This window comes from Magnetospirillum gryphiswaldense MSR-1 v2 (genome assembly GCF_000513295.1).
Classification (GTDB): domain Bacteria; phylum Pseudomonadota; class Alphaproteobacteria; order Rhodospirillales; family Magnetospirillaceae; genus Magnetospirillum; species Magnetospirillum gryphiswaldense.
This window is the reverse complement of the sequence record NC_023065.1, coordinates 2,906,821-2,932,864: the sequence shown is the minus strand read 5'-3', so window position 1 is coordinate 2,932,864 and position 26,044 is coordinate 2,906,821. Positions and strand designations below refer to the sequence as shown.

16 protein-coding genes are annotated in these 26,044 nt (G+C 63.9%); 11 read left to right on the top strand and 5 right to left on the bottom strand.

Annotation, left to right across the window (positions count from 1 at the left end):
* Position 1 precedes the first annotated feature (1 nt).
* From MGMSRV2_RS13900 to rfaD, 5 genes are all read right to left on the bottom strand, one after another.
* Positions 2-1,117, bottom strand: a complete 1,116-nt coding sequence (locus MGMSRV2_RS13900) for a hypothetical protein (RefSeq protein WP_024080991.1) — start codon at positions 1,115-1,117, stop codon at positions 2-4.
* Positions 1,118-1,197: 80 nt separating this feature from the next.
* Positions 1,198-1,965 carry a peptidoglycan editing factor PgeF gene (pgeF, locus tag MGMSRV2_RS13895; protein WP_024080990.1) on the bottom strand — a complete coding sequence of 256 codons (768 nt, stop codon included), beginning with the start codon at positions 1,963-1,965 and terminating at the stop codon, positions 1,198-1,200.
* Between the two features lie 10 nt (positions 1,966-1,975).
* On the bottom strand, positions 1,976-3,028 hold the full coding sequence (locus tag MGMSRV2_RS13890) for a class I SAM-dependent methyltransferase (protein WP_024080989.1): 1,053 nt from the start codon (positions 3,026-3,028) through the stop codon (positions 1,976-1,978).
* A complete protein-coding gene (lgt, locus tag MGMSRV2_RS13885) occupies positions 3,028-3,825 on the bottom strand; it encodes a prolipoprotein diacylglyceryl transferase (protein ID WP_024080988.1) in 798 nt (265 codons plus the stop codon). Before lgt ends, MGMSRV2_RS13890 begins: the two co-directional genes overlap by 1 nt.
* 8 nt (positions 3,826-3,833) lie before the next feature.
* The gene (gene rfaD / locus MGMSRV2_RS13880; RefSeq protein WP_024080987.1) at positions 3,834-4,820 is read right to left on the bottom strand and encodes an ADP-glyceromanno-heptose 6-epimerase; all 987 of its coding nucleotides are present in this window, start codon (positions 4,818-4,820) and stop codon (positions 3,834-3,836) included.
* Positions 4,821-4,934: 114 nt separating this feature from the next.
* Here rfaD and MGMSRV2_RS13875 point away from each other — a divergent pair, with 114 nt between their 5' ends.
* The 11 genes from MGMSRV2_RS13875 to mobB all read left to right on the top strand — a co-directional run bounded on the left by MGMSRV2_RS13875 (position 4,935) and on the right by mobB (position 26,044).
* Positions 4,935-5,192 carry an accessory factor UbiK family protein gene (locus MGMSRV2_RS13875; RefSeq protein ID WP_024080986.1) on the top strand — a complete coding sequence of 86 codons (258 nt, stop codon included), beginning with the start codon at positions 4,935-4,937 and terminating at the stop codon, positions 5,190-5,192.
* A 176-nt stretch (positions 5,193-5,368) separates the two neighbouring features.
* Positions 5,369-5,872, top strand: coding sequence for a type III secretion system chaperone family protein (locus tag MGMSRV2_RS13870; RefSeq protein ID WP_024080985.1), 504 nt, complete (start codon positions 5,369-5,371; stop codon positions 5,870-5,872).
* 58 nt (positions 5,873-5,930) lie between these two features.
* The gene (gene proC, locus MGMSRV2_RS13865) at positions 5,931-6,728 is read left to right on the top strand and encodes a pyrroline-5-carboxylate reductase (protein WP_041634536.1); all 798 of its coding nucleotides are present in this window, start codon (positions 5,931-5,933) and stop codon (positions 6,726-6,728) included.
* Between the two features lie 11 nt (positions 6,729-6,739).
* Positions 6,740-8,836 (top strand): excinuclease ABC subunit UvrB, encoded by a 2,097-nt coding sequence (gene uvrB / locus MGMSRV2_RS13860; RefSeq protein ID WP_041634535.1) that lies wholly within the window; start codon positions 6,740-6,742, stop codon positions 8,834-8,836.
* A gap of 96 nt (positions 8,837-8,932) precedes the next feature.
* Complete coding sequence (locus MGMSRV2_RS21180) at positions 8,933-20,008, top strand: tandem-95 repeat protein (protein ID WP_024080982.1); 11,076 nt, start codon at positions 8,933-8,935, stop codon at positions 20,006-20,008.
* A gap of 65 nt (positions 20,009-20,073) precedes the next feature.
* Positions 20,074-20,928 (top strand): serine/threonine-protein kinase, encoded by an 855-nt coding sequence (locus tag MGMSRV2_RS13800; protein ID WP_024080981.1) that lies wholly within the window; start codon positions 20,074-20,076, stop codon positions 20,926-20,928.
* 48 nt (positions 20,929-20,976) lie between these two features.
* Entirely contained in the window at positions 20,977-21,873 is an 897-nt protein-coding gene (locus MGMSRV2_RS13795) for a serine/threonine-protein kinase (RefSeq protein ID WP_024080980.1), read from the top strand.
* 41 nt (positions 21,874-21,914) lie between these two features.
* A complete protein-coding gene (locus MGMSRV2_RS13790; RefSeq protein ID WP_024080979.1) occupies positions 21,915-22,694 on the top strand; it encodes an SDR family oxidoreductase in 780 nt (259 codons plus the stop codon).
* 389 nt (positions 22,695-23,083) lie between these two features.
* The gene (gene uvrC, locus MGMSRV2_RS13785) at positions 23,084-24,979 is read left to right on the top strand and encodes an excinuclease ABC subunit UvrC (protein ID WP_024080977.1); all 1,896 of its coding nucleotides are present in this window, start codon (positions 23,084-23,086) and stop codon (positions 24,977-24,979) included.
* Positions 24,980-24,989: 10 nt separating this feature from the next.
* Positions 24,990-25,553: a CDP-diacylglycerol--glycerol-3-phosphate 3-phosphatidyltransferase gene (gene pgsA, locus MGMSRV2_RS13780; RefSeq protein WP_041633640.1), complete on the top strand. Its 564-nt coding sequence runs from the start codon at positions 24,990-24,992 to the stop codon at positions 25,551-25,553.
* Positions 25,550-26,044, top strand: a complete 495-nt coding sequence (gene mobB, locus MGMSRV2_RS13775) for a molybdopterin-guanine dinucleotide biosynthesis protein B (protein ID WP_024080975.1) — start codon at positions 25,550-25,552, stop codon at positions 26,042-26,044. The genes pgsA and mobB overlap by 4 nt, the downstream gene beginning before the upstream one ends.

Genomic DNA, 26,044 nt, shown 5'->3' with positions numbered 1-26,044 from the left:
GTTACCTGTCGGGCTTGGTCCGGGGAGCCGCCTTGACCGTCTTGGTCGGGGCCGGCTTAACTTTTTTGCTGGCGCTGGACTTGGCCGGTTTCGTCGCCTTCGCCGGCTTCGGCTTGACCGGCTTGGCCTTGATGGGCTTGGCCGGCATCGCCTGGGGCGGTGCCTGGGGGGACGCGACCGCCGCGGGCGGGGCCGGTTCCACAGGCGGCGGCGGGCTGGTCCGCGCCGGATCGGTCTGGTCGCTTGATTCGGGCTTTCCTATATCAGCCGGTCTTGGTTCTGTAAACTGCCTTGACCCGGCTTGGGCCTCTTGCTCCTTGCGGTTGCGCTCGGCGGCGCGCAGCACTTCGGCCACGCCCGAGGCGCCGCCTTCGGCGATGTCGCGGGCCATGCTGCCCCAGGTCAGGTTCAACCGTCCACGCGGCACGGCACCGCTTTGGTCGATGCGGGCCAATTGGGTGCCGCCGGCATCGCCCTGTTTGATCAGCCAGGAAATGGTGACGTTGTCGTCGGTGGTGTTGACCTGAGCGACAGTGACCACGCCGACCACGGTAAAGGCCGCGTCGGCGGCGATTTCGACCCCTTCGCGCGCCAAGGCCTTGGCCAAGGCCTGCGGCAGGGCGGTGTCGCCGTCGCCGGGCAGGCCTTTCATCGGTTCGACGCGGATTTTCGGCATTTGCGGCAAGACGCGACCGGGGGCCAGTTGTGGTTTGGCGTCGGGGTCTTCCAGAAACGGGTGGAACTGCGCGGCCACCTGGGCGGCGGCCAGCTTGCCGGACATGGTGGGCGACGTGCTCAGGCGGGACATCTCGGCACCATCGGCGGCCAGCAGCCGCCACAGCACGGTGTTGCCCTCGGGTGCCACCTCGATCACCCGACCGAAGCCGGGGCCGCGCCGTAAGGTGACCGGGATTTCGCGGTCCTCGAAGGCCTTGATCACCGCCTCGGAAAGCGCCTCGCCCGCAGCGATTTCGCCGGCGCTATGCAAGGCGATGCCGCGTCCCAGCTTGGGCCGGGCCAGGGCGTTGACCGCCCCGTCCTCGTGCTTGAACGGGCGGGGAACGGTTTCGCAGGCTGCCACGGCCAACAGCAGGGCCAGGGCGGTGATGATCCGCATCAGCCGGCGACCATGGCGACGCAGGTGACCAGGGTGCCCAGCAGCAGGAAGGCGCCGAACATCATGAGATGGGGCATGGCCTAACGCTCCCGCACGATCACCGACACTTGCCGCCCGTAATCGGGCTCGTTGTTCAAGGTGGCGCGGCGGTAGCTGAAGAAGCGGGCGCCGTCACGGCAGGTGTCGGCGGGAACGCGGGTGACGTCGATCAGACCCAGCCGGGCCAACTTGCGCGACACATAGCCGGGCAGGTCAAACAGGAAATGGCCATCGCGGCGGCTGGGCGCGAAGAAATCGGCGTTGTCGGCGTTTTCGGCCAGGAAGGCGGCGGGGAAATCGGGGCCGACCTCGTAGGAACGCTGGCCGATGCACGGGCCGATGGCGCCGACGATGTTCTTGGGCTTGGCCCCCAATTCGACCATGCGGGCGATGGTGTTTTCCAAGACGCCGCCGATGGCGCCCTTCCAGCCGGCATGAGCGGCGGCGACGATGCCGTTCTTGCGGTCGGCCAGCAAAACCGGGGCACAATCGGCGGTCAGGATGCCTAGGGCCAGGCCGGGCACGGTGGTGACCATGGCATCGGCGGTGGGGCGGCTGCCCTCGGCCCACGGGCCGGTGACGGTGACCACGTCGGCTGTATGGGCCTGATGCACGGTGACCAGGGCGGTTTCCGGCAGGTCCATCATGGCCATGGCGCGGCCACGGTTTTCCGCCACCGCAGCCGGTTGGTCGGCCGATCCCGGCCCGCAATTCAGCGACGTGTAAAGCCCCGTCGACACCCCGCCTTCACGGGTGAAGAAACCGTGACGGATATGGATGATTTCATTGAGCGCGGACAGGGTGATCATGGACAAACCTTCAACTGACGAAGCCGGGCGGCGCCGGGAAGTGGGGCGAAGCCAAGGCCAAGGCTTTGAACAGGGTGCCCATTTCCCCCGGATCGATCAAGCGCCGCAACTGTCCCATGATGTCGGCGGCCACTTTATCGCCCCCGGCCTGGGCCAGAAGATGAGCGCGGGTTTCGATGCCGAGCGCGCGCAGGAAGCCGCCCTGATCCACCGGCCCCCAGGCTCGCGCCGGAACGGCCGCCCCGGCGAGGGCCTGAAAATCCACATGGGCGGTGATGTCGGCCAAGCCGGGTTGGTCGAGCACCGGATGAAAGCGGTGATGGCGCACCGCCTGAAGCGTGTCGCCGGTGCCGCTGCGGCCATGGCCGTAATCGATGATCAGGGCGAAGCCGGGTTGACGGTTCAGCCGCTTGCCCAAGCTGGCGGCTAAAGCGCGCCCGCCATCGCAGGTCTCGACGATGGCGCCGTCGGGAGTTGCCAGCACCTCCGCAGGCAGGTCAGGGTCCGCCGCCGGTCCGGCGACGAAGCAAAAGCCGTCGCCGTCCAGCCCGACCATGCGTTCGCACCATTGGCCGTCATGCTTGACGAACTGGCGGATGGGCAGGGCGTCGAACAATTCGTTGGCGATGACGATCAGCGGTCCGTCGGGTAGTTGATCGACATTTTCGCACCACTGCACGTCACGCCCGCTCAGGGTCTGGCGTTGCAGCGCGGTCAGGCGCGGGCTGGTTTCCACCAGCCGGATGTCGGCGGCCTTGAGGAAGGCCGGTACCACGCCGGCGGCCCGCAGCAGGTCGTTCATCAAGGTGCCGCGCCCCGGCCCCAATTCGGCCAGCACCACCTTGTCGGGCGCCCCCATCATCTGCCAGACCATGACGCACCACAGCCCGATCAACTCGCCGAACATCTGGCTGACCTCGGGGGCGGTGGTGAAATCGCCCTGACGGCCGAAGGGATCGCGGGTGGCGTAATACTGCCCCACCGCCTCGTGCATGAAATCGGCGACGGTGATCGGTCCGCCCTGGGCGATGCGCGCCGCCAGCTTTTCCGCCAGCGACCGCATCAGGGCCGATGTCCGCGCTTGAACGCCCAGGCGATCACTCCGGCCCCGGCCAGGATCAGCGGGATGGACAGCAACTGCCCCATGGTGGCGCCGCCGATCAAAAAGCCCAGATGGGCGTCGGGCTGGCGGAAGAACTCGCCGATGATGCGGGCAACGCCATAGCCCATCAGGAAGGTGCCGGCCAGGGCGCCGCGCTTTTCGCGGAACGGCCTGATCCGCCACAGCACCGCCAACAGCAGGAACAGCGCCAGACCTTCCAACCCGGCCTGATAAAGCTGGCTGGGGTGGCGCGGTTCCGGCCCGCCGCCGGGGAAGACCATGGCGAACAGGGCGTCGGGGGCGACGCGGCCATAAAGCTCGCCGTTGATGAAATTGGCGATGCGGCCGAAGAACAGGCCGATGGGCACGGCGCAACAGACCACGTCGCCGATGGCGAACAGGTTGAGGCCGCGGCGCCGCGCGAACAGGATGATGGCGAGGATAACGCCCAAGGCGCCGCCGTGGAAGGCCATGCCGCCCTGCCACAACTGAAAGATTTCCAGCGGATGGCTCAGGTAATAGCCCGGCTTGTAGAACAGCACGTAACCCAGCCGCCCGCCGAACACCACGCCCAAGGTGGCCCAGACCAGGAAATCGTCCACGTCCGCTTCACGCATGGCGTGGGGCGGAAAGCGCACCAGCCGTTTGATGTACAGCCAGCCCAGGGTCAGACCGGTGATATAGGCCAAGGCGTACCAGCGGATGGCGATCGGCCCCAACTGGATGGCGATGGGATCGATATGCGGATAGGTCAGCATGTCTTGCCTTACTTGTAGCGGTCGGGACGGTCCAGGAAGTGCTGCACGTATTTGGTGACGCCTTCTTCCAGGCTGGTGAAGGCGCGGGTATAGCCCGCCGCCCGCAGGTTCTTTTCACTGGCCTGGGTGAAGTACTGGTACTTGTCGCGGATGGCGACCGGGGTGTCTTGGAACTTGATCTTGGGTTCCTTGCCCAGCGCCTTGTACACCTGCGACGCCAGATCGATGAACGAGCGGGCCTTGCCGGTGCCGACATTGAAGATGCCGTTGACCTGGGGGTTGTCCAGCAGCCACATCATCACGTCGACGCAATCTTCGACCCAGATGAAGTCGCGCATCTGCCCGCCATCCTTGTATTGCGGATTGTGCGAGCGGAACAGCTGATAGGCGGCATCCTGCTTGGCGTGCGGATAAATCTGCGACACCACGCTTTGCTGCCCGCCCTTGTGGTATTCGTTGGGGCCGTAGACGTTGAAGAACTTGAGGCCGGCGAATTGCGGCGGCTTCCTCGACCCTTGCTGGATCTTGCGGGCGACGCGGCGGTCGAACAGGTGCTTGGACCAGCCATAGGCGTTCAAGGGTTGCAGCTTGGCCAGATGGTCGATGGACCAATCGTCGTCGAAGCCGAACGAGCCGTCGCCATAGGTGGCCGCGCTCGACGCATAGATGAAGCGTACGTTGGACAGGGCGCACCATTTCCACAAAGCCAGCGACAGCGAGAAATTGTTGGCGGCGATCTTGTCGCCGTCGGTCTCGGTGGTGGCGGAAATCGCCCCCATGTGGAAGATGACCTGGACGTGCTTGCGGTTGGCCTCGAGGAAGTCGAACAATTGCTCGGGGTGGACGATGTCGGCCAGCTCGCGTTTGGCGACGTTCTTCCATTTGTCGTTGGAGCGCAGGCGGTCGCACACCACCAGCTTGCCGGCATCACGCGCTTCCAGCGCGGCCAGGATGTTGGAACCGATAAAGCCGGCGCCTCCGGTGACGACGATCATGGCCACATGCTCCCATAAATTTAGCGTCTTGGTTATAGGACGGGGCGGGCGCCATTGCAATTCGCCGTCCACCGCCCATAATGAAGGGAGACTTCCAAAACGCGAGTATGACCCATGCAGACCCAGAACCCCTTCTTCGACGATCTCGCCCGCATGGCCGGCGGTGCGCTGGGGGCGTTGTCGGGCCTGCGGGCGGAAATCGAGGGGCTGATCCGTCAGCAGATGGAACGCTTCATGGCCGGTGTCGACATGGTCCCGCGCGAGGAGTTCGAGGTGGTGCGCGACATGGCCATCAAGGCGCGCGAGGAAAACGACGCCCTGGCCAAGCGGCTGGCCGATCTGGAAGCCAAATTGGCCGACAAGTCCTCGTAACAACACCGTCACTATAAACGGCTTATCCACAAGAATTGATGCGCTGCCGCATGCTTTATCTTGCATCGCGGCGACGCCTGTGCCTAGCCTAGCCCTAGTGGCTGGCAGCACGTTCCATACTATTTTTGGATTGGCGCCCCGGCCTGTCGCGACGCCAATCCCCGGAGGACGAGAGTATGTCCATGGCCCTCGCGCACGAGGAAGACTTCGTCATCAATCCCTTGGACTTGATCGAGCAATTCGTTACCGCCAACGACTGGGCCTTTGACCGCCGTTCCGATGACGAACTGGCCGTCGAGATGCCGGGCAAGTGGTGCAATTACTCGCTTTATTTCGCCTGGCGCGAGGATATGGGCGCCATGCATTTTACCTGCGCCTTCGACATGAAGGTGCCATCGGGCAAGCACCCGGTCATCTGCGAGCTTTTGGCCGCCATCAATGAAAAGCTGTGGCTGGGTCATTTCGGCCTGTGGGACGACGAGGGCGTGCCCATGTTCCGCCATACCTCCTTGGTGCGCGGCACCGAGGGATTGTCGCCGGAACAGGTGGAAGACCTGATGGATATCGCGCTGACCGAGTGCGAGCGCTTCTATCCGGCCTTCCAGTTTGTCATCTGGGGCGGCAAGTCGGCCAAGGATGCGGTGGCCTGTTCGCTGCTGGATACTGTCGGCGAGGCTTGATCGTTCCGGCTTGCCTGTGGTCATCTGTTGCCCTTGATATCTGGATGGGGTGATGATCGTGACCAAGATTTTGCTGGTGGGTTGCGGCAAGATGGGGTCGGCCATGCTGGCCGGCTGGCTGGAGCGCGGCATCCGCGCCGCCGACGTGGTGGTGATCGATCCCCATGCCCAGGGACTGCCCGACGGCGTCACCGTACTGGGCGATGTCGATCTGCTCTCCAAGACCTTTATCCCCGACATCACCATCCTGGCGGTCAAGCCGCAGGTGATGGCCGAGGTGCTGCCGGCCTATGCCCGGCTGGCCGGCCAGACGGTTTTCCTGTCCATCGCCGCCGGCAAGCCGGTCGAATTTTTCCGCCGCCATCTGGGCGAGGCGGCGGCGGTGATCCGCGCCATGCCCAATACTCCGGCGGCGGTGCAGCGCGGTATCACCGTCTGCTTCGCCGGCCCCGGCGTGGCGCAAGAGCCGCGCGCCCTGGCGCAATCGCTGCTGGAAGCGGTGGGCGAGGTGGCCTGGATCGACGATGAAAGCCAGATGGATGCGGTCACCGCTGTTTCCGGCTCCGGCCCCGCTTATGTGTTCCTGCTGGCCGAGGTGATGGCGGCGGCGGGTGTGGCGGCTGGATTGCCGGCTGATCTGGCCGACCGCCTGGCCCGGGCCACGGTGTCGGGTGGCGGCGAGTTGCTGCGGCAATCCTTGGACAGTTCGGCCCAGTTGCGCATCAATGTCACCAGCCCCGGCGGTACCACCGCCGCCGCCCTGGCGGTGCTGATGGACGAGGCCAAGGGCATGGCGCCGTTGATGACCGATGCGGTGGCGGCGGCGACCAAACGCGGCAAGGAACTGGCCGGTTGAGCACCGCGCCCCTGTCCCTCCCCTTCGTCGATCGCCCCGATCTGCCCACCGGGCCGGCGGATTTCAAGCTGGTGTCCGATTATCAGCCCGCCGGCGACCAGCCCACCGCCATCGCCACCCTGGTGGCCGGGCTGGAGAGCAAGGAACGTGATCAGGTGCTGTTGGGGGTGACCGGGTCGGGCAAGACCTTCACCATGGCCCATGTCATCGCCACCACCAAGCGTCCGGCCCTGGTGCTGGCCCACAACAAGACGCTGGCGGCGCAGCTTTACGCGGAAATGAAAAGCTTTTTCCCCGACAACGCGGTGGAGTACTTCGTTTCCTATTACGATTATTACCAGCCCGAAGCCTATATCCCGCGCACCGACACCTATATCGAGAAGGATTCCCAGATCAACGAGCAGATCGACCGCATGCGCCATGCGGCGACGCGGGCGTTACTGGAGCGGCGCGACGTCATCATCGTCGCCTCGGTGTCGTGCATCTATGGTATCGGCTCGGTGGAATCCTATGCCCGTATGACGCTGAAGCTGGTGGTGGGCGAAAGCATCGACCGCACCGAGCTGCTGAAGCGGCTGGTGGAGTTGCAATACACCCGCAACGACGCGGCGTTCGAGCGCGGCACCTTCCGCGTGCGCGGCGATTCGGTGGAAATCTTCCCGGTCCACTACGAGGATCGCGCCTGGCAGGTGTCGTTGTGGGGCGACGAGATCGAAGGCATCGCCGAGTTCGACCCGCTGACGGGGGAAAAGACCGTGCGGCTGTCGGAAGTGGTGGTTTATCCGTCTAGCCACTACGTGACGCCGCGCCCGACCATCACCGCCGCGCTGGCCGGCATCAAGGCGGAACTGAAGGCGACCGTCGCCCATTTCGAGGCGGAAGGCAAGCTGCTGGAAGCCCAGCGCATCCGCGAGCGCACCACCTTCGACATCGAGATGCTGGAAACCACCGGGCATTGTAAGAGCATCGAGAATTATTCCCGTTACCTCACCGGTCGCAAACCGGGTGAGCCGCCGCCGACCCTGTTCGAGTACCTGCCGCCCGACGCGCTGTTGATCGTCGATGAATCCCACGTCACCGTGCCGCAGATCGGCGGCATGTACCGGGGCGATTATGCCCGCAAAAGCACGCTGTCCGAGTTCGGCTTTCGCCTGCCGTCATGCATCGACAACCGGCCTTTGAAATTCGAGGAATGGGACATCATGCGCCCGTCCTCTTTGTTCGTTTCCGCCACGCCGGGGCCGTGGGAGATGGACCGTACCGGCGGCGTCTTCGCCGAGCAGGTCATCCGCCCCACCGGGCTGATCGACCCCATCTGCATCATCCGTCCGGTCGAGCATCAGGTGGATGATCTGCTGGCCGAGGTGCGGCAGATGGCCGCCCAGGGCCATCGCACCCTGGTCACCGTGCTGACCAAGCGCATGGCCGAGGATCTGACCGAGTATCTGCACGACCACGGCATCCGCGTACGCTACCTGCATTCCGACATCGACACGCTGGAGCGGATCGAGATCATCCGCGATCTGCGCCTGGGCGCCTTCGACGTGCTGATCGGCATCAATCTGCTGCGCGAGGGCTTGGATATCCCCGAATGCGCGCTGGTGGCCATCTTGGACGCCGACAAGGAAGGCTTCCTCAGGTCCAAGACCTCGCTGATCCAGACCATCGGCCGGGCGGCGCGCAATATCGACGGCCGTGTCATCCTTTATGCCGACAAGATGACCGATTCCTTGAAATACGCCATCGATGAGACCAACCGCCGCCGCGAAAAGCAGCAGGCCTACAATGTCGCCCACGGCATCACCCCGGAAGGCATCAAGAAGGCGGTGGGCGATGTGTTGGAAAGCGTCTATGAAAAGGATTACCTGACCGTCGATACCGGCGATTCCGGCCTGGCCCATGGTGTCGGCCACAATCTGGCGGCGGTCAAGGCCGACATCGAAAAGCGCATGAAGGCCGCCGCCGCCGATCTGGAATTCGAGGAGGCCGCCCGCCTGCGCGACGAATTGCGCCGGTTGGAGGCGCAGGAACTGGGGGTTCCCGCTGCTCCGGGGCCGCGTGGCGCCGCCCCTAAACCTCAGCCGAAAGGACGGGGACGGCGGCGATAGAATCCACTGGATTCCGCATAAAATTTAATCCAATATGATAGGTGAATGATCCCGGAGCGCATTGCGCCCGGGATTTTTTTTGCCCAGGAGCATGACATGGCTGACGAAAACCTGAACGACGCCCCGGAAGAGAATGCGAATACCAACGCCGCTCCGTCCGAGAATGCGCAGCAGGCACTGGACGATCTGACGGTCCTGTCCGACGTCGGCAATCAAAGCCTGGGCGAATCCCGGCTTAATCTGGTGCGCAACGTCGATGTCAGCGATGCCGCCATGGGGGGCTTGGCCACCATTCACCAGGGCTCTGGTTCGGGCAACCAGGTGCAGGAAGGCCTGCAGGTTCAGGCCGGCCTGATCCAGACCGAGGAAATCGTCGTCGAGCAGGCGCCGCCCGCTCCGGTGGAAACCCCTGAGGTGGCGCCCATGGCTGCCGAAGGAACCGCCCCGGCGGGCGAGATCATCGACACCTCCGTCAATATGGACATTCAAGAAGATCTGTCCGCGCAGAACATCATCTTTGGCGAGGGGGTCGCGGCGATCACGGACTCTGAGGCCGCGGTGGTCGCCGATGAAGGCGCCCCCGAACTCGTCACCGAAGAAATCATCGAGGTCGTGCCCGAGGCAGTGCTGGACGAGACCTTTGTCGACAGCCAGCCGACGATTGGCGGTATCCGCATCGACATCCCCGGCGACAACGATCCCTCGCTGGTGCCGGTTCCCACCCCCATTGATTGGACGGAAGATCAGAACCTGACCTTCGGCGTCGATGCCAGCGATCCCGATGGCGGCGCCGTGGTGATCAATTTCAGCGAGCCCGCCAACGGCGTCATCATCGTCAACGGCGACGGCACCTACGAATATCGCCCGGATGCCGATTATTTCGGCACCGACAGCTTCACCGTCTTCGTCACCGACGACGAGGGCAATACGGTCAGCCAAGTGGTCGAACTGAACATCGCCAACGTCGACGACGCGGCGGTGGTCAGCGTCACCGGCGGTGTCGGTGATGAAAGCACCACTGGTGCCGCGACCACGGTGACCGGTTCCATCTCGGCCACCGACGTGGACGGCGCCATCATCGGCTACGAAGTGGTGGCCGGCGATCATCCCGGCAGCTTGACCGTCAATGCCGACGGCACCTTCACCTTCGTTGCCGATAATCCCAACTGGAACGGCAGCGAAACCTTCACCGTCAAGGTCTATGACGATCAGGGCGGCGCCACCGAAGTGCCGGTGACCATCACCGTCAACGCCACCGACGATGCCGTCGTCGACAATGGCATCCTGATCGACCTGCCCGGCGACAACGACCCCACCTTGGTGGCGGTCCCCAATCCGGTGGAAATGCAGGAAGACAGCAGCCTGCGCTTCGCCATCGACGCCACCGATCCCGACGGCAGCCCGGTCACCATCAGCTTCGAGCAGCCGGCCCATGGTTCGGTCATCGACAATGGCGACGGCACCTTCACCTATCAGCCGAGTGACAACTATTTCGGCAGCGATACCGTCACCTACACGGTGACCAGCGCCGATGGGTCCACCCTCACCAACACCATGAATCTGAATGTCGCCAATGTGGATGACGCCCCGCAAGTCACCCTTGCCGGCGGTTCGGGCGACGAAGATACGGTGATCACCGGCTCCATCGGTGTGGACGATGTGGACAATCAGGGCGCCGCTTCGACCCTTGAACTGGTCGGCGATGCCCAGCACGGCACGGTGACGTTGAACAGCAACGGCACCTATAGCTTTGTCGCCTCCGATGCCAATTGGAACGGCACCGACACCTTTACCGTGCGTATCACCGATGCCCAGGGCGCCGTCACCGAACAGGTGGTCGAGGTCAATGTGGGCGCCGTTGACGACGCCACGATGGTCAGTGCTCCGGTCGATCTGGGCGACGTGACCGAGGATTCGGGCGTCATCACCATTGCCGCCAGCGACTTGCTGGCCAATGCGTCGGACGTGGACAACGCGCTTTCGGTGGACAACGTCAAGATCAACGGCGTCGAGCTGGTTGATAACGGCGACGGCACCTACAGCTACACCCCGCCGGCTGATTTCAACGGTACCATCGACGTCACCTACGACGTGGTCACCGACACCGGCATCGCCACCCCGGCGACCGCCAGCATCGATGTCACCGCCGTGGATGACGCCACGATGGTCAGTGCTCCGGTCGATCTGGGCGCCGTGACCGAGGATTCGGGCGTCATCACCATTGCCGCCAGCGACTTGCTGGCCAATGCGTCGGATGTGGACAACGCGCTTTCGGTGGACAACGTCAAGATCAACGGCGTCGAGCTGGTTGACAATGGCGATGGCACCTACAGCTACACCCCGCCGGCCAATTTCAACGGTCAGATCGACGTCACCTACGACGTGGTCACCGATACCGGCATCGCCACCCCGGCGACCGCCAGCATCGATGTCACCGCCGTGGATGACGCCACGATGGTCAGCGCTCCGGTCGATCTGGGCGCCGTGGACGAGGATTCGGGCGTCATCACCATTGCCGCCAGCGACTTGCTGGCCAATGCGTCGGACGTGGACAACGCGCTTTCGGTGGATAACGTCAAGATCAACGGCGTCGAGCTGGTTGATAATGGCGACGGCACCTACAGCTACACCCCGCCGGCCAATTTCAACGGTCAGATCGACGTCACCTACGACGTGGTCACCGACGCCGGCATCGCCACCCCGGCGACCGCCAGCATCGATGTGAATGCGGTCGAAGATGCCGCCCAACTGGACAGCCCGAGCGAAGTCGACCTGACCGTCGGCCAGGATGGCATCGGCACCGGCGACCTGGATGCCAGCGACGCCGATGGCGACACCCTGACCTATGGTATCGTCGACCCGGCCACCGGCGAGTTGGTCGGCCAGTTGGAAACCGATTACGGCACCGTGGTGGTCGATCCGGCCACTGGCGAATACACCTTCACCCCCAACGACAACGCGGCGACGCTGGACGACAATCAAAGCGCCAGCGATGCGTTCCAGGTGGCGGCCAGCGACGGCACGTCCATCAGCGAGCCGCAGAATGTGTCGGTGACCATCACCGGCAGCAATGACGGCCCGGTGGTTGAAACCGCCACCAGCAGCCTGACCATGAGCGAGGACGGCAGTGCCGAGGGCGCCATCGCCGGCTCGGACGTGGATGCCGGCGATACGGTCAGCTATTATCTGGTGGACGAGAACGGCGACCGCGTCACCACCTTGGCGACCGAGAACGGCTCGGTGACCATCGACAGCGAAACCGGCCAGTACACCTTCACCGCCGCCGATGGCCTCAACAGCCTCAATGACGGCGACAGCGTCACCGACAGCTTCCAGGTGGTCGCCTGGGATGGTACTGCCGCCAGCGCGCCGCAGGATGTCAGCGTCACCATCAACGGCAGCGATGACGCCACCGTGGTGACCGGTTCGGTCGATCTGGGCGACGTGACCGAGGATACGGGCGTCATCACCATCAGCGCCGACGACTTGCTGGCCAAGGCGTCCGACGTGGACAACGCGCTTTCGGTGGACAACGTCAAGATCAACGGTGTCGAGCTGGTTGATAACGGCGACGGCACCTACAGCTACACCCCGCCGGCCAATTTCAACGGTACCATCGACGTCACCTACGACGTGGTCACCGATGACGGCATCGCCACCCCGGCGACCGCCAGCATCGATGTCACCGCCGTGGATGACGCCACAATGGTCAGCGCTCCGGTCGATCTGGGCGCCGTGGACGAGGGTTCGGGCGTTATCACCATCAGCGCCGAAGACTTGTTGGCCAATGCGTCCGACGTGGACAACGCGCTTTCGGTGGACAACGTCAAGATCAACGGCGTCGAGCTGGTTGACAATGGCGACGGCACCTACAGCTACACCCCGCCGGCTGATTTCAACGGTACCATCGACGTCACCTACGACGTGGTCACCGACACCGGCATCGCCACCCCGGCGACCGCCAGCATCGACGTCACCGCCGTGGATGACGCCACAGTTGTCAGTGGCCCGGTGGATCTGGGCGACGTGACCGAGGATTCGGGCGTCATCACCATTGCCGCCAGCGACTTGCTGGCCAATGCGTCGGATGTGGACAACGCGCTTTCGGTGGACAACGTCAAGATCAACGGCGTCGAGCTGGTTGACAATGGCGACGGCACCTACAGCTACACCCCGCCGGCCAATTTCAACGGTCAGATCGACGTCACCTACGACGTGGTCACCGATGACGGCATCGCCACCCCGGCGACCGCCAGCATCGATGTCACCGCCGTGGATGACGCCACGATGGTCAGCGCTCCGGTCGATCTGGGCGCCGTGGACGAGGATTCGGGCGTCATCACCATCAGCGCCAGTGACTTGCTGGCCAATGCGTCCGACGTGGATAACGCGCTTTCGGTGGACAACGTCAAGATCAACGGCGTCGAGCTGGTTGATAACGGCGACGGCACCTACAGCTACACCCCGCCGGCTGATTTCAACGGTCAGATCGACGTCACCTACGACGTGGTCACCGATACTGGCATCGCCACCCCGGCGACCGCCAGCATCGATGTCACCGCCGTGGATGACGCCACAGTTGTCAGCGGCCCGGTGGATCTGGGCGACGTGACCGAGGATTCGGGCGTCATCACCATTGCCGCCAGCGACTTGCTGGCCAATGCGTCGGATGTGGACAACGCGCTTTCGGTGGACAACGTCAAGATCAACGGCGTCGAGCTGGTTGATAACGGCGACGGCACCTACAGCTACACCCCGCCGGCTGATTTCAACGGTACCATCGACGTCACCTACGACGTGGTCACCGACACTGGCATCGCCACCCCGGCGACCGCCAGCATCGATGTCACCGCCGTGGAAGACGAAGCGGTGATCACCGCCAGCGGCGGCAGCGGCTTGGAAAGCACTTCCGACGCGGCCAGCGTGGTGACCGGTACCATCACCGCCACCGATGTGGATGGCGCGGTCAGCATGGAAGTGGTCGGTCAGGGCGAGCATGGCGCGGTCGTGCTCAACGCTGATGGCACCTACACCTTTACCGCTGCCGACAACGATTGGAGCGGTACCGATACCTTCACCGTGCGCACCACCGACGCCAATGGCGGCGTGACCGAACAGCAGGTGACGGTGAATGTGGCGGCTCAGGCCGATGGCGCCGCCATCGACACCCAGGATGCCAGCATCAATCTGGGCGATGGCAGCAACGACACCATCACCGGCACCAGCGGTGCCGACAGCCTGATCGGCGGCTCCGGTAACGACGTGGTCAATGGCGGTGCCGGCAACGACACCATCTATGGTGACAGCGTCGGCGCCAGTGCCGGCAGCTACACCACCGACCTTAATATCGACATCAGCACCCTGGATTCCTCGGAATCCCTGTCGTCGGTCACCATCTCGGGCGTGCCCGAGGGGGCCAGCCTGTCGGCGGGCACCGATAATGGCGACGGCACCTGGACCTTGTCGGTGGAAGACCTGGACGGCCTGCAACTGACCGTGACTCAGGTGGATGCCGACGGCTTCGACCTGGGCGTGTCGGTGAGCACCACCGACGGCACCGATGTGGAACTGTCCAGCGACAGCCTGCATGTGTCCTTCACCGGCAGCGCAGCCGACGGCAATGACGTGCTGTCCGGCGGCACCGGCGACGACACCGTCTTCGGCGGTGGCGGCAACGACACCATCAGCGGCGGTGCGGGCACCGACGTTCTGAATGGCGGCGCCGGCAACGATGTCTTCACCATGGCGGCTGGCGAGGACGGCACCTGGGGCGGCGGAACCGGGGCCAAGGATGTGGGCGACAAATCCACCAGCGGCACCCAGGATGTGGTCAGCGTTGGCGGCATGAACCAGCTGGATGACACCGTCATCGGCGGCGAGGGTGTCGACACCCTGGTGGCTTCGTCCGGTAACGACGCCATCTTCCTGGACGCGGCCAGCGGCGGCGCCCGCCTGGACGGTATCGAAGTGATCGATGCCGGGGCCGGCAATGACGTGGTCGATCTGACCAGTGATCGCTTCGATTACGGCAACGTCACCATCGATGGCGGTTCCGGCAACGACGTGCTGTGGTCGTCGGCGGGGGATGACACCCTGATCGGCGGCACTGGCAACGACACCCTGAACGCGGGCGCCGGCGACGACGTGCTGCTGGGTGGCGACGGCAACGACACCATCATCGTTGACAAGGACGAATCGGCGGGCGACGTGGTCGACGGCGGTTCGGGCACCGATACCCTGCGGGTGGAACTGACTGCCGGTCAGTACACCGAAGCGGTGCGCGACGAATTGCTGGAATTCAACGCTTTCGCTTCGGACCCGGCCAATGCCGGTCAAAGCTTCACCTTCGACAGCCTGGGCGGCCTGCAGGTCACCAATATGGAAGGCCTGTCGGTCGAGGTGAACGGGACCCCCATCAACCTCAACAGCCCGCCCGACGTGGTGGAAGCGGCGGTGGTCGACCAGGCCGCCACCGAGGATCAGGCCTTTGCCCTGGACGTGTCGGACTTCTTTACCGACGCCGACATCGCCTTGGGCGACAGCCTGACCTATGGCCTGACCTTCCTGGATGCCGACGGCAATGTCATTCCCACCCCCGATTGGGTGGAGTTCGACGCCGCCACCGGTCAATTGTCCGGTACCCCGGATAATTCCGACGTGGGCGCCTTCCAGATCCAGGTGACCGCCACCGACGAAAGCGGCGCCACCGCCACCACCGAGCCGTTCACCGTCTCGGTCGCCGATGTGGACAACGCCGCCGAAATCAGCGTCACCGGCGGCGAGGGCGACGAAAGCACCACCAATGCGGCCACCGTGGTCACCGGTCAGATCGAGGCCAGCGACGCCGATGGCGGCATCGTCTCGTTCGCGGTGGTTGCCGGCGGCGATCATCATGGCAGCCTGACCGTCAATGCCGACGGCAGCTTCAGCTTCACCGCCGACAATGCCAACTGGAACGGCACCGACAGCTTCCAGGTGCAGCTGACCGACGGCGAAGGCAACGTCTATACCCAAAGCCTGACCATCACCGTCGATCCCACCAACGATGCCCCGGTGGTCACCATGGGTGTCGATCTGGGCACCGGCACCGAGGATCAGCGGATCATCATCAGCAAGTCCGATCTGGTGGAAAACGCCTCGGATGTGGACGGTGATGCCCTGGCGGCGGCCAATATCAGCGCCGATCACGGCACCATCATCGACAATGGCAACGGCACCATCACCTTTGTCCCCGATGCCAATTACAACGGTGACGTGACCTTCAGCTACACGGTCAGCGATGGCCAGGGCGGCACCGCCTCGGGCACCGCTACCTTGGACGTGACCGCTGTCAATGACGGCCCGGTGGTGTCCGGCACCGTCGATCTGGGCGACAGCCTGGAAGACCAAGCGGTGATCATCAGCAAGGAAGACCTGCTGGGCAATGCTACCGACGTGGATGGCGACACCTTGTCGGCGGCCAATATCAGCGCCGATCACGGCACCATCGTCGATAACGGCGACGGCACCATCACCTTCACCCCGGCGGCGGATTATCATGGTGACGTGACCTTCACCTACACGGTCAGCGACGGTCAGGGCGGTACCACCTCCGGCACCGCCACATTGGATCTGGCCGATGTGTCCGACAACCAAGGCCCGGTCGCGGGCGACGACGGCGACAACATCGATATGTCGGCCCAGGGCCCGGCCCTGAGGTTGAACATCGGTGACGCCACGGTGATCGAGGGCGAAAACCCCATGGCCGGTCTTGCCGACATGGAAGATCCGACCTCGCGGGCCACCACCACCAATTACGGCAGTGACCTGAATTCGTCGCTGACCAACAACGGCAATGTGGACGATCTGGTCAGCGTCGGTCGCGACGTCAACGCCAGCATCAATATCGGCAACGGCGACGATCAACTGAGCGTCGGTCGCGACGTCAATGCCAATGTCGATCTGGGCAATGGCACCAACGCCCTGGACGTGGGCGGCGATGTTAACGCCTCGGTCACCACCGGCTCCGGCAACGATACCGTGCGCATCGGCGACGAGTTGAACGGTAGGATCGATCTGGGCAACGGCGACAACCGTCTGGAAATCGGCGGTGCGGCCAATGCTTCCATCACCACCGGTTCGGGTGCGGATGAGGTCAAGGTCGGTGGCAACCTGAACAGCCAGGCCACTTTGGGCAGCGGCGACGACACCTTGGATATCGACGGCAGCGCCTATGCCACCATCGATGCCGGCAGTGGCAACGACATCGTCACCATCGGTAACGATGTCAGCTCCAACATCACCTTGGGGGCCGGTGACGACATCTTGCAGGTGACCGACGACGTTTGGGCAACCATCGACGCCGGCAGCGGCGACGATACCGTATCCCTCGGCGGCGATATCTCGGGCAAGGTCGACATGGGGGCGGGCAACGACCATCTGACCATCACCGGCCAGAATCTGTGGTCGACGGTGACCGGCGGCTCGGGCACCGATTCCATCGAACTGACCGGTGTGACCAAGGCGCAGTGGGATGCCAACACCAATAACATCCAGGGTTACGTCAAGGACTTCGAGAACATCAAGTTCTCGGACGGTCGGGTCATCGGTGACGCCTCGGCCTTTGAAGGCAATGGCGGCGGCGAAAGCGACACCTACGAATATCCCATCGAGGTGACCGCCACCCTGACCGATACCGATGGCAGCGAAAGCCTGTCGGCGGTGACTTTGACCAATATCCCTGCGGGCGCCACCGTCATGCTGGGCGATCAGGTGCTGACGGCGGGCAATGACGGCAGCTACAGCGTCAACGTCACTTCGGGCAGCACCGTTACTCTGACCGTGGTCAGCGACGGCCCGCTGGACCTGTCGGGCGTCACCGCTTCGGTGACTTCGACCGAGGCCAATGGCGGCGACACCGCCACCACCACCTTGGTGGGCGAGGGCAGCAATGCCGGTGAAGCGGCACAGGAAGGCATCCATGTGGCCGAGGACGGCTCCATCGTCATCAACGGCAGCAACCTGCTGGCCAATGACAGTGATGCCGATGGCGATACCCTGACCATCGTCAGCGTCGGCGACGCCGAGCATGGCTCGGTGACGCTGAACCCCGACGGCACCATCAGCTTTGTCCCCGACGCCAATTATCAGGGCGAAACCAGCTTCACCTACACGGTCAGCGACGGTCAGGGCGGCACCTCCACCGCCACCGTCAACCTGACGGTGGACAGTGACGGCATCAACGAAAACGTCTCCTACACCATTGATGCCGATATCGGCGACGTCACCGGTGCGGCCAATACCAGCACCGATTACGACGGCAGCGGCTCGGCTTCCAGCAGCACGGTGACCGGCACCTCGGGTAATGACAGCAAGTATGGCGGGGCCGGTAACGACACCGTCGACGGCGGGGCCGGTAACGACAAGCTGTATGGCGGCTCGGGCAACGACTCGGTGATCGGCGGCAGCGGTACCGATACCCTGTATGGCGGTTCCGGCAACGACCATCTGAGCGACGGCACCGAAGCGGTGGCCGGCGGTTCGTCGGGCGGTTCCGGCGGCGGTCATGGTTCGCATGGCGGTTCCGGCGGCGGTCATGGTCACGGCCATGGCTCCAGCGGCGGCTCGTCGGGTGGGTCCAGCGCCAATACCGGCAGCAACGACACCATGTTCGGCGGTTCCGGCAACGACGTCATCTCGGGTGGCGGCGGCAATGACAAGCTGTACGGCGACGGCGCGACCGAAGGTTCGGGCGGCTATCTCTACGCCGATCTGGATATCTCGGGCGGGGCTTCCGACGGCTCGTCGGTCACCTACACCATCGCCGGTCTGGAAGCCGGGGTGCAACTGGTTCAGGACGGCGTGGTTCTGAGCGCCGACGCCAACGGCGTCTATACGCTCGACGACGTCGCCGGTCTGGAACTGAAGATCCCCGATAACGGTTCGTTGACCGATATCGACTTCACCGTCGGCCTGTTGGACGCCAACGGCCAGCAGGTGGCCAGCGACACCGTCACCATGGATGTCAGCGACTTCGCCGGTCTGGGCAGCGGTGACGGCAACGACACCCTGTCGGGTGGTTCGGGCACCGACACCTTGTTCGGCGGTGGCGGCGACGACGTCTTGGTCTACAGCGCCGATCAGGTCAGCGATCGCAACGATGCCGATTATCAGGATCAGGGTGGCGCCGCCCGCGACGGCACCGATCATACGGTTGACTCCAACGGTCTCAACGACACGCTGGACACCTATATCGGTGGTTCGGGTCACGATACCCTGACCATGAGCGACGGCAACGACGCCATCTGGATCGGCAATGTCCAGGGCGTGGAGGTCATCCAGGCCGGGGCCGGCAACGACGTGGTCGACATGAACTACTCGGACGGTACCAGCTATGGCGACCTTACCGTCGACGGCGGTTCGGGCAACGACGCCATCTTCACCAATGACGGCGACGATGTGCTGATCGGTGGCTCGGGCACCAACTACCTGTCGGGCAATGCCGGCAACGATACCTTCATCGGCGGTTCGGGCAGCGATGCCATGCACGGCGGTGCGGGCACCGATACGGTGGATTATTCCGACAGCGCCACCGGCGTGAACGTCTATCTGGGCGCCGGCGACGGCAACGGCTACAGCGGTTCCGGCGGTGTCGGCAACAGCGGCGATGCCCAGGGCGACACCTATTCCGGCATCGAAAACGTGGTCGGCTCGGCCCATAACGATTACGTCTATGGCTCGGCCAGTGGCAGCGTCGCCGATCTGGGCGCCGGCAACGACACCTTCGACAACACCGAAGTGTCGTCGGTGGTCAAGTCCGACACGGTCGACGGCGGTGCCGGCAACGATACCATCTGGACCGGCAATGGCGACGACACCCTGATCGGTGGCGCCGGCGACGACCAGTTGTATGGTGAAGCCGGTAGCGACACCTTCCTGTTCGATTTCGGCTCTGGCCACGACACCGTCAATGGCGGCGGCGGCAGCTGGACCGATACCCTGGACTTCTCGGATGCGGTGGGCCAGACCTTCGTCATCACCACGGATAGCGGCGAAAGCTGGACCATCCAGGTGGACGGCGAAAACCACGGCACCTTGGATATCGGCGACAATGCCAGCGGCGAAGTCCACCTCAACACCGCCAATGGCGAGACGGTGGTCGATTTCGACAATATCGAACAGATCAAGTGGTAACTGACAAAGCGGGCGCCTTGCCCACGGATACGGGCCTGCCTTGGTTTACCAAGGCAGGCCCGGTTTTGACCGCTCCGGCCCGGCTGGGCATTTATGAAATCCGCGAGCTGGTGGTCACCAGCTCGTTTTCCCACCTGTATCGGGCCCATGATCCGTTGTTGGATCGGTGGGTCGCCATCAAGGTGTTCGACCTTAGCCCGGAAAAAGAAGCCAGCCTGCCCTATGAACGGCAAGAATGGCAGCGGCGCTTCGTCGCCGAGGCCCGTATCCTGGCGGCCATGGATCATCCGCATGTGGTCCGGGTCGATGCCATGGGGCATCTGCCCGACGGCGCGCCTTATATGGTCATGCCCTGGCACGTGGCCAATCTGCGGCGAGAGATCGGTCGTGACGTTTTTGATCCGGAGCGGCAAAAGACCGTTCCGGTCGAGCAAAGGCCGCGAGCGGTAGCACCGGAACGGGCGATCGAGATTCTACGGCAGACCTGCTTGGGGCTGGCGGCGCTGCACCGCCGTGGTATCGTCCACCGTGACGTGAAGCCCAGCAATCTGCTGCTGACCGAACGTCATGACGGCATGATCAGGCTGTGCGATCTGGGTATGGCCAAGCAGGGTGCCGATATGAGCCGGTCGCGGGCTGGGGTGTGGATCGGCACCTTAGATTATCTGGCGCCGGAGCAGCGCGAGAATGCCGCCGCCGCCACCGACCGCGCCGACGTCTACGCGGTCGGCGTGTTGGCATATCGGCTGTTAACCGGCAAGCTGCCGGTCGGGGCATTCGCTCCGGTCTCCACCTTGGTCGAGGGGGTGGGGACCGAGTTGGATCACTGGGTGGGGGATGCCTTGGCCCCCGATCCGGTATTGCGTCCACCGGCCATCCGGATGGCAGCCAGACTGGCGCAGGGTGTATTGAAGGCTTAGAATCAAGGTGCCGTTCATCATGCGGCGGCACAGGGGAAGCGGGGGAATATGGAACGCATCGGCAAATACGTCGTTCACAAAAGCGTGCAGACGACCGGCTATGCCAGGATCGTCTTTTGTCACGATCCGGATTTGCAAATTCCGGTGGCTTTGAAAGTTTTCGCGGCCAAAGCCAGTGACAGCGATCCGCTCAGCGTTCCGCAATGGCTGACCCGTTTCCAGGCCGAGGCCCGCGCCCTGGCCACTTTCGATCATCCCCACATCATTGCCGTCAAGTCCATGGAAACCGGGACCAGTGGCCGCCCGTTCTTCGTCATGCCCTATATGGCCGCCAATCTGCGTTTCGAGATCGGCAAGGACAATGTGACCGAAGGCGAGGAAAAGTCGCGCCGGTTGCCCCTGGCCCGGGCGCTGTCGTTGTTGAAGCAGACCTCGTCCGGACTGATGAGCCTGCATCGGCGCGGCATGGTCCATCGGGCGGTCAAACCGGGGAACCTTTTGTTGACCGCGCGTGAGAACGGCCAGATCAAGCTGGCCGATTTCAGCATGGTCAAACTGCCGGAGCGTAATCCGCCGCTGCCCGACCACTGGATGGGCGATACCGATTATTGCGCCCCCGAACAACGTGAAAGCGCCACCACCGTCGATGCGCGCGCCGATGTCTATTCGCTGGGGGTGTTGGCCTGTCGGCTGTTGACCGGAACGTTGCCGGATTTGTCGGCTGGGGCGGTGGAACTGCCGGGCAAGTTCTCCGAGCTTCTGGTCAAGCTGGTGCGCGATGCCACCGACCCTGATCCGGCCAAGCGTCCGGCCCATGCCGGGGCGTTCCTACAGGGGCTGGGGCAGGTTCCGGTCGAGGCGGCGGCCAAGCCCAAGGTGCATGTGGTTCCCATGCGCAGGGTACCCGCAGCGACCAAGGCGGCGCTCCCGATCGCGGGAGAGTAATAACATTTGCGCCCTCGGCGGGCCTTCGCCATGCTGGGGCCATGACCGACATCTCTTCCCTGATTCCCCGCACCGCCCTGGTTACCGGCGCCGCCCGACGTTTGGGCCGGGCCATGGCGCTTGAACTGGCCCAAGCTGGTTTCGCCGTTGCCATCCATTATTCCCGGTCGCGCGACGAGGCGGCAAGCCTGGCCGCCGAGATCGTTGGCCATGGTGGACGGGCCGCCCTGGTGGCCGGCGATCTGGCGGTCGAGGCCGACATGCAGGCGCTGATGCCGCAGGCGGTGGCGGCGTTGGGCCCCATCGGCGTGCTGGTCAACAACGCTTCGACCTTCGAGCGCGATGAGGTGGACAGCGCCAGTCGGGCCAGTTGGGACTTTCATATGGAAGTCAATCTGCGCGCCCCCTTTGTCCTGTCCCAGGCCATGGCCGCGGCGCTGCCCGACGATGCCCATGGGGTGATCGTCAATCTGATCGATCAGCGGGTGTGGAACCTGACGCCCCATTTCACCACCTACACCCTGTCCAAGGCGGGCTTATGGACCCTGACCCAGACCCTGGCCCTGGCCCTGGCACCGCGCATCCGCGTCGCTGGGATCGGGCCGGGACCGGCTCTGCCCTCGGTGCGACAGACGCAAGCGCAATTCGATGCCCAATGCGCGGGCACGCCGCTGGCGGTGGGCACGTCGCCGGACGAAGTGGCGGCGGCGCTGCGCTTTATTTTATCCAGCCGCTCGTACACCGGTCAGATGGTGGCCTTGGATGGCGGGCAGCATCTGCAATGGGCGCCGGCTGCCGCCGGTTTTGCCGGTATCGAGTGACGTGGGCTTTAGGATGGTGCGGCGCACCTACAATCTAAAGGCTGGGGGCTAGGGGCTTGTGGCGGCTGACGAAACCCATTTTGGGTGTCAAGTTTTGCACAGGTGCCGGGGGACGGGGTGTTTGCCCGATCCGGGCGACAGAGTCCAGAGGAAAAGCTTATTTTTTACATATCGTTTACCCTTGACATACAATAAGTGTTTGATTTTATTGTATTTCACATTTCTGCATAGAAAATGGGCAATGCCGAGGACTCCTAGGAGTCCCAAGGGGCGGACGCTGCCTCCCACAATTTGCCAACAGACTTATCCACAGGAATCGTGGATATCCCGCTAGAAGCCCGGATTCCCTGGGTTTCTTCCGTTGTTCATAAAATGCTGATCGCCGGATCATGACAACCGATAATGCGCACAGGGCTGAATCCGACCTTTCCGACCGCCCGCTGGCGGTGGGGGTGACGGTGATCGAACGCTTTCTCGCCACCTTGCCGGCGACGCCCGGCGTGTATCGCATGCTCAACCAGCGTGGCGATGTGCTTTATGTGGGCAAGGCCAAAAGCCTGAAGAAGCGGGTGGTGGCCTATACCAAGCCCGAGCGCCAGACCTTGCGCATCCAGCGCATGATCGCCGAAACCGCGTTCATGGAAGTGATCACCACCCATACCGAGGTGGAAGCCTTGTTGCTGGAAAGCAACCTGATCAAGACCTTGGGGCCGCGCTATAACATTCTGCTCAAGGACGACAAGACCTTTCCCCATATCCTGCTGACCGGCGATCATGACTGGCCGCAGGTGGTCAAGCACCGGGGCGCCCGCTCGCGGCGGGGGGAATATTTCGGCCCGTTTGCTTCCGCCGGGGCGGTCAACCAGACGCTGTCGGCCTTGCAGCGGGCGTTTTTGCTGCGTTCATGCACCGATTCGGTGTTTTCCAGCCGCACGCGCCCGTGTCTTTTGTTCCAGATCAAGCGTTGTTCGGCGCCGTGCGTCGACCGCATCGACCATGCCGAATACATGGATCTGGTGGCCCAGGCCCGCGCTTTTCTGTCCGGCCAGTCCCAGGTCATCCAGCGCGATCTGGCCAAGCGCATGGAAGCCAGTGCCGAAGCCATGGAATACGAACAGGCGGCGGTCTACCGCGACCGTATCCGGGCGTTGTCGCGCATTCAGGCGCACCAGGATATCAACCCCGCCGACGTGGCCGAGGCCGATGTGGTAGCGCTGCACCAGGCCGGCGGTCAAACCTGTGTGCAGGTGTTCTTCTTCCGCTCGGGCTGCAATTACGGCAACCGCGCCTATTTTCCCCAGCACGCCGCCGAGGCCGAGGCGTCCGAGGTGATGGCGGCATTCCTGGGCCAGTTCTACGCCGACAAACAGCCCCCGCGGGAAATCCTGCTGAGCCAGGAGCCGGCCGAGGCGGAGATCGTCGCCGCCGCCTTGTCGGCCAAGGCCGGGCGCAAGGTGATTGTAAGCGTGCCCAAGCGCGGTGACCGCAAGCGCCTGATCGAGCATGCCTATGACAATGCGCGCGAGGCCTTGGGCCGGCGCATGGCCGAAAGCTCGGCCCAGGGTACATTGCTGGACGGGGTGGCGGAACTGTTCGGCCTCGATGCCCGCCCCACGCGCATCGAGGTCTACGACAACAGCCATATCCAGGGCACCAACGCCGTGGGCGGCATGATCGTCGCCGGCCCCGACGGGTTGATGAAGGCGGCCTATCGCAAGTTCAACATCCGCTCGACCGAGCTGACCCCCGGCGACGATTTCGCCATGATGCGCGAGGTGCTGACCCGGCGCTTCCAGCGGGCGCAAAAGGAAGACCCCGACCGCGATCGCGGCCAATGGCCTGATCTGGTGCTGATCGACGGCGGTCTGGGCCAACTGAATGCCACGGTGGAAGTGCTGGCCGATCTGGGTATCGAGGACGTCGCCTTGGTCTCCATCGCCAAGGGGCCGGACCGCAATGCCGGGCGCGAACGCTTTTTCATGCCCGGCAAGGAGCCGTTCTCGCTGCCGATGAAAGACCCGGTGCTGTATTTCCTGCAACGGCTGCGCGACGAGGCCCATCGCTTCGCCATCGGCGCTCACCGCACGCGCCGGGCCGGCGACATGGTGCGCTCGCCGCTCGATGAAATCGACGGCATCGGCGCCGCCCGCAAGAAGGCGCTGCTGCATCATTTCGGCTCGGCCCGCGAGGCGGCGGCGGCAGGGCTGGCCGATCTGGAGGCGGTGCCCGGAATCTCGAAATCCATGGCCAAAAAAATCTATGACCATTTCCATCCGCAGGGCTAATATCCCGCCCATGCTGACCAGTCTGCCCAACCTCTTGACCTTGTCGCGGATCGTGGTGATCCCCCTGGTCATCCTGACCTTCTACATCGAAGGCGCCTGGACCCATTGGGCCGCCTGCGCCCTGTTCGTCGCCGCCGCCATCACCGATTGGTTCGACGGCTGGTTGGCGCGGTCGTGGAATCAGGTGTCGGCCTTCGGCCGCTTCCTCGACCCCATCGCCGACAAGCTGCTGGTCGCCGCCGTTTTGTTCATGCTGGTGGCCTTCGACCGGGTCAGCCAGTGGAGCGAACTGCCGGCCCTGGTCATCTTGTTGCGCGAGATATTGGTGTCGGGCCTGCGTGAGTTTCTGGCGGAAATCCGTGTCGGCATGCCGGTGACCCGGCTGGCCAAGTGGAAGACCGGCTTCCAGATGGTGGCGCTGCCGGTGCTGCTGGTGGGCCAAGCCGGTCCGGCCATGATCCCGGTGCAGGCAATCGGCGAGGGCTTTTTGTGGGTGGCCGCCGCCCTGACCATGATCACCGGCTGGGATTATCTGCGCTCCGGTCTCAAACACCTGACCGGGCCGACGAAATGAAGATTTTCGGCCTTTCGGGCCATTCGGGCAGCGGCAAGACCACGCTGATGGTCAAGCTGGTGCCGCTGTTGACGGCCAAGGGCCTGACGGTGTCGACCATCAAGCAGGCCAATGCCGGTTTCGACGCCGATAAGCCGGGCAAGGATTCGTACCTGCACCGCGAGGCCGGGGCCAAGGAAGTGCTGGTGGCCTCGGCCAAGCGCTGGGCCTTGATGCACGAATACCGCGACGAGCCGGAATTCACCATGGACCAGCTGTTGGCGCGCATGAGCGCGGTCGATCTGGTGCTGGTCGAAGGCTTCCGCCAATGGCCACATCCGCGCATCGAAGTGTGGCGGCAGGCCGTCGGCAAGCCGCCGTTCTTCCCCGATGACCCGCAGGTGGTGGCGGTGGCCTCCCCCGACCAGCCCGACGGCCTGGACCGGCCTTTGCTGGATCTGGACGATGCCGGGGCGATTACCCGTTTCATCCTGAAAAACCTAGGATTCTAG

Coding starts and splice junctions, on each gene's coding strand:
- mobB (WP_024080975.1), top strand. CDS start 25,550: ATGAAGATTTTCGGCCTTTCGGGCCATTCGGGCAGCGGCAAGACCACG.
- pgeF (WP_024080990.1), bottom strand. CDS start 1,965: ATGATCACCCTGTCCGCGCTCAATGAAATCATCCATATCCGTCACGGT.
- MGMSRV2_RS13875 (WP_024080986.1), top strand. CDS start 4,935: ATGCAGACCCAGAACCCCTTCTTCGACGATCTCGCCCGCATGGCCGGC.
- MGMSRV2_RS13790 (WP_024080979.1), top strand. CDS start 21,915: ATGACCGACATCTCTTCCCTGATTCCCCGCACCGCCCTGGTTACCGGC.
- MGMSRV2_RS21180 (WP_024080982.1), top strand. CDS start 8,933: ATGGCTGACGAAAACCTGAACGACGCCCCGGAAGAGAATGCGAATACC.
- MGMSRV2_RS13795 (WP_024080980.1), top strand. CDS start 20,977: ATGGAACGCATCGGCAAATACGTCGTTCACAAAAGCGTGCAGACGACC.
- pgsA (WP_041633640.1), top strand. CDS start 24,990: ATGCTGACCAGTCTGCCCAACCTCTTGACCTTGTCGCGGATCGTGGTG.
- MGMSRV2_RS13900 (WP_024080991.1), bottom strand. CDS start 1,117: ATGCGGATCATCACCGCCCTGGCCCTGCTGTTGGCCGTGGCAGCCTGC.
- MGMSRV2_RS13890 (WP_024080989.1), bottom strand. CDS start 3,028: ATGCGGTCGCTGGCGGAAAAGCTGGCGGCGCGCATCGCCCAGGGCGGA.
- rfaD (WP_024080987.1), bottom strand. CDS start 4,820: ATGATCGTCGTCACCGGAGGCGCCGGCTTTATCGGTTCCAACATCCTG.
- uvrC (WP_024080977.1), top strand. CDS start 23,084: ATGACAACCGATAATGCGCACAGGGCTGAATCCGACCTTTCCGACCGC.
- lgt (WP_024080988.1), bottom strand. CDS start 3,825: ATGCTGACCTATCCGCATATCGATCCCATCGCCATCCAGTTGGGGCCG.
- MGMSRV2_RS13870 (WP_024080985.1), top strand. CDS start 5,369: ATGTCCATGGCCCTCGCGCACGAGGAAGACTTCGTCATCAATCCCTTG.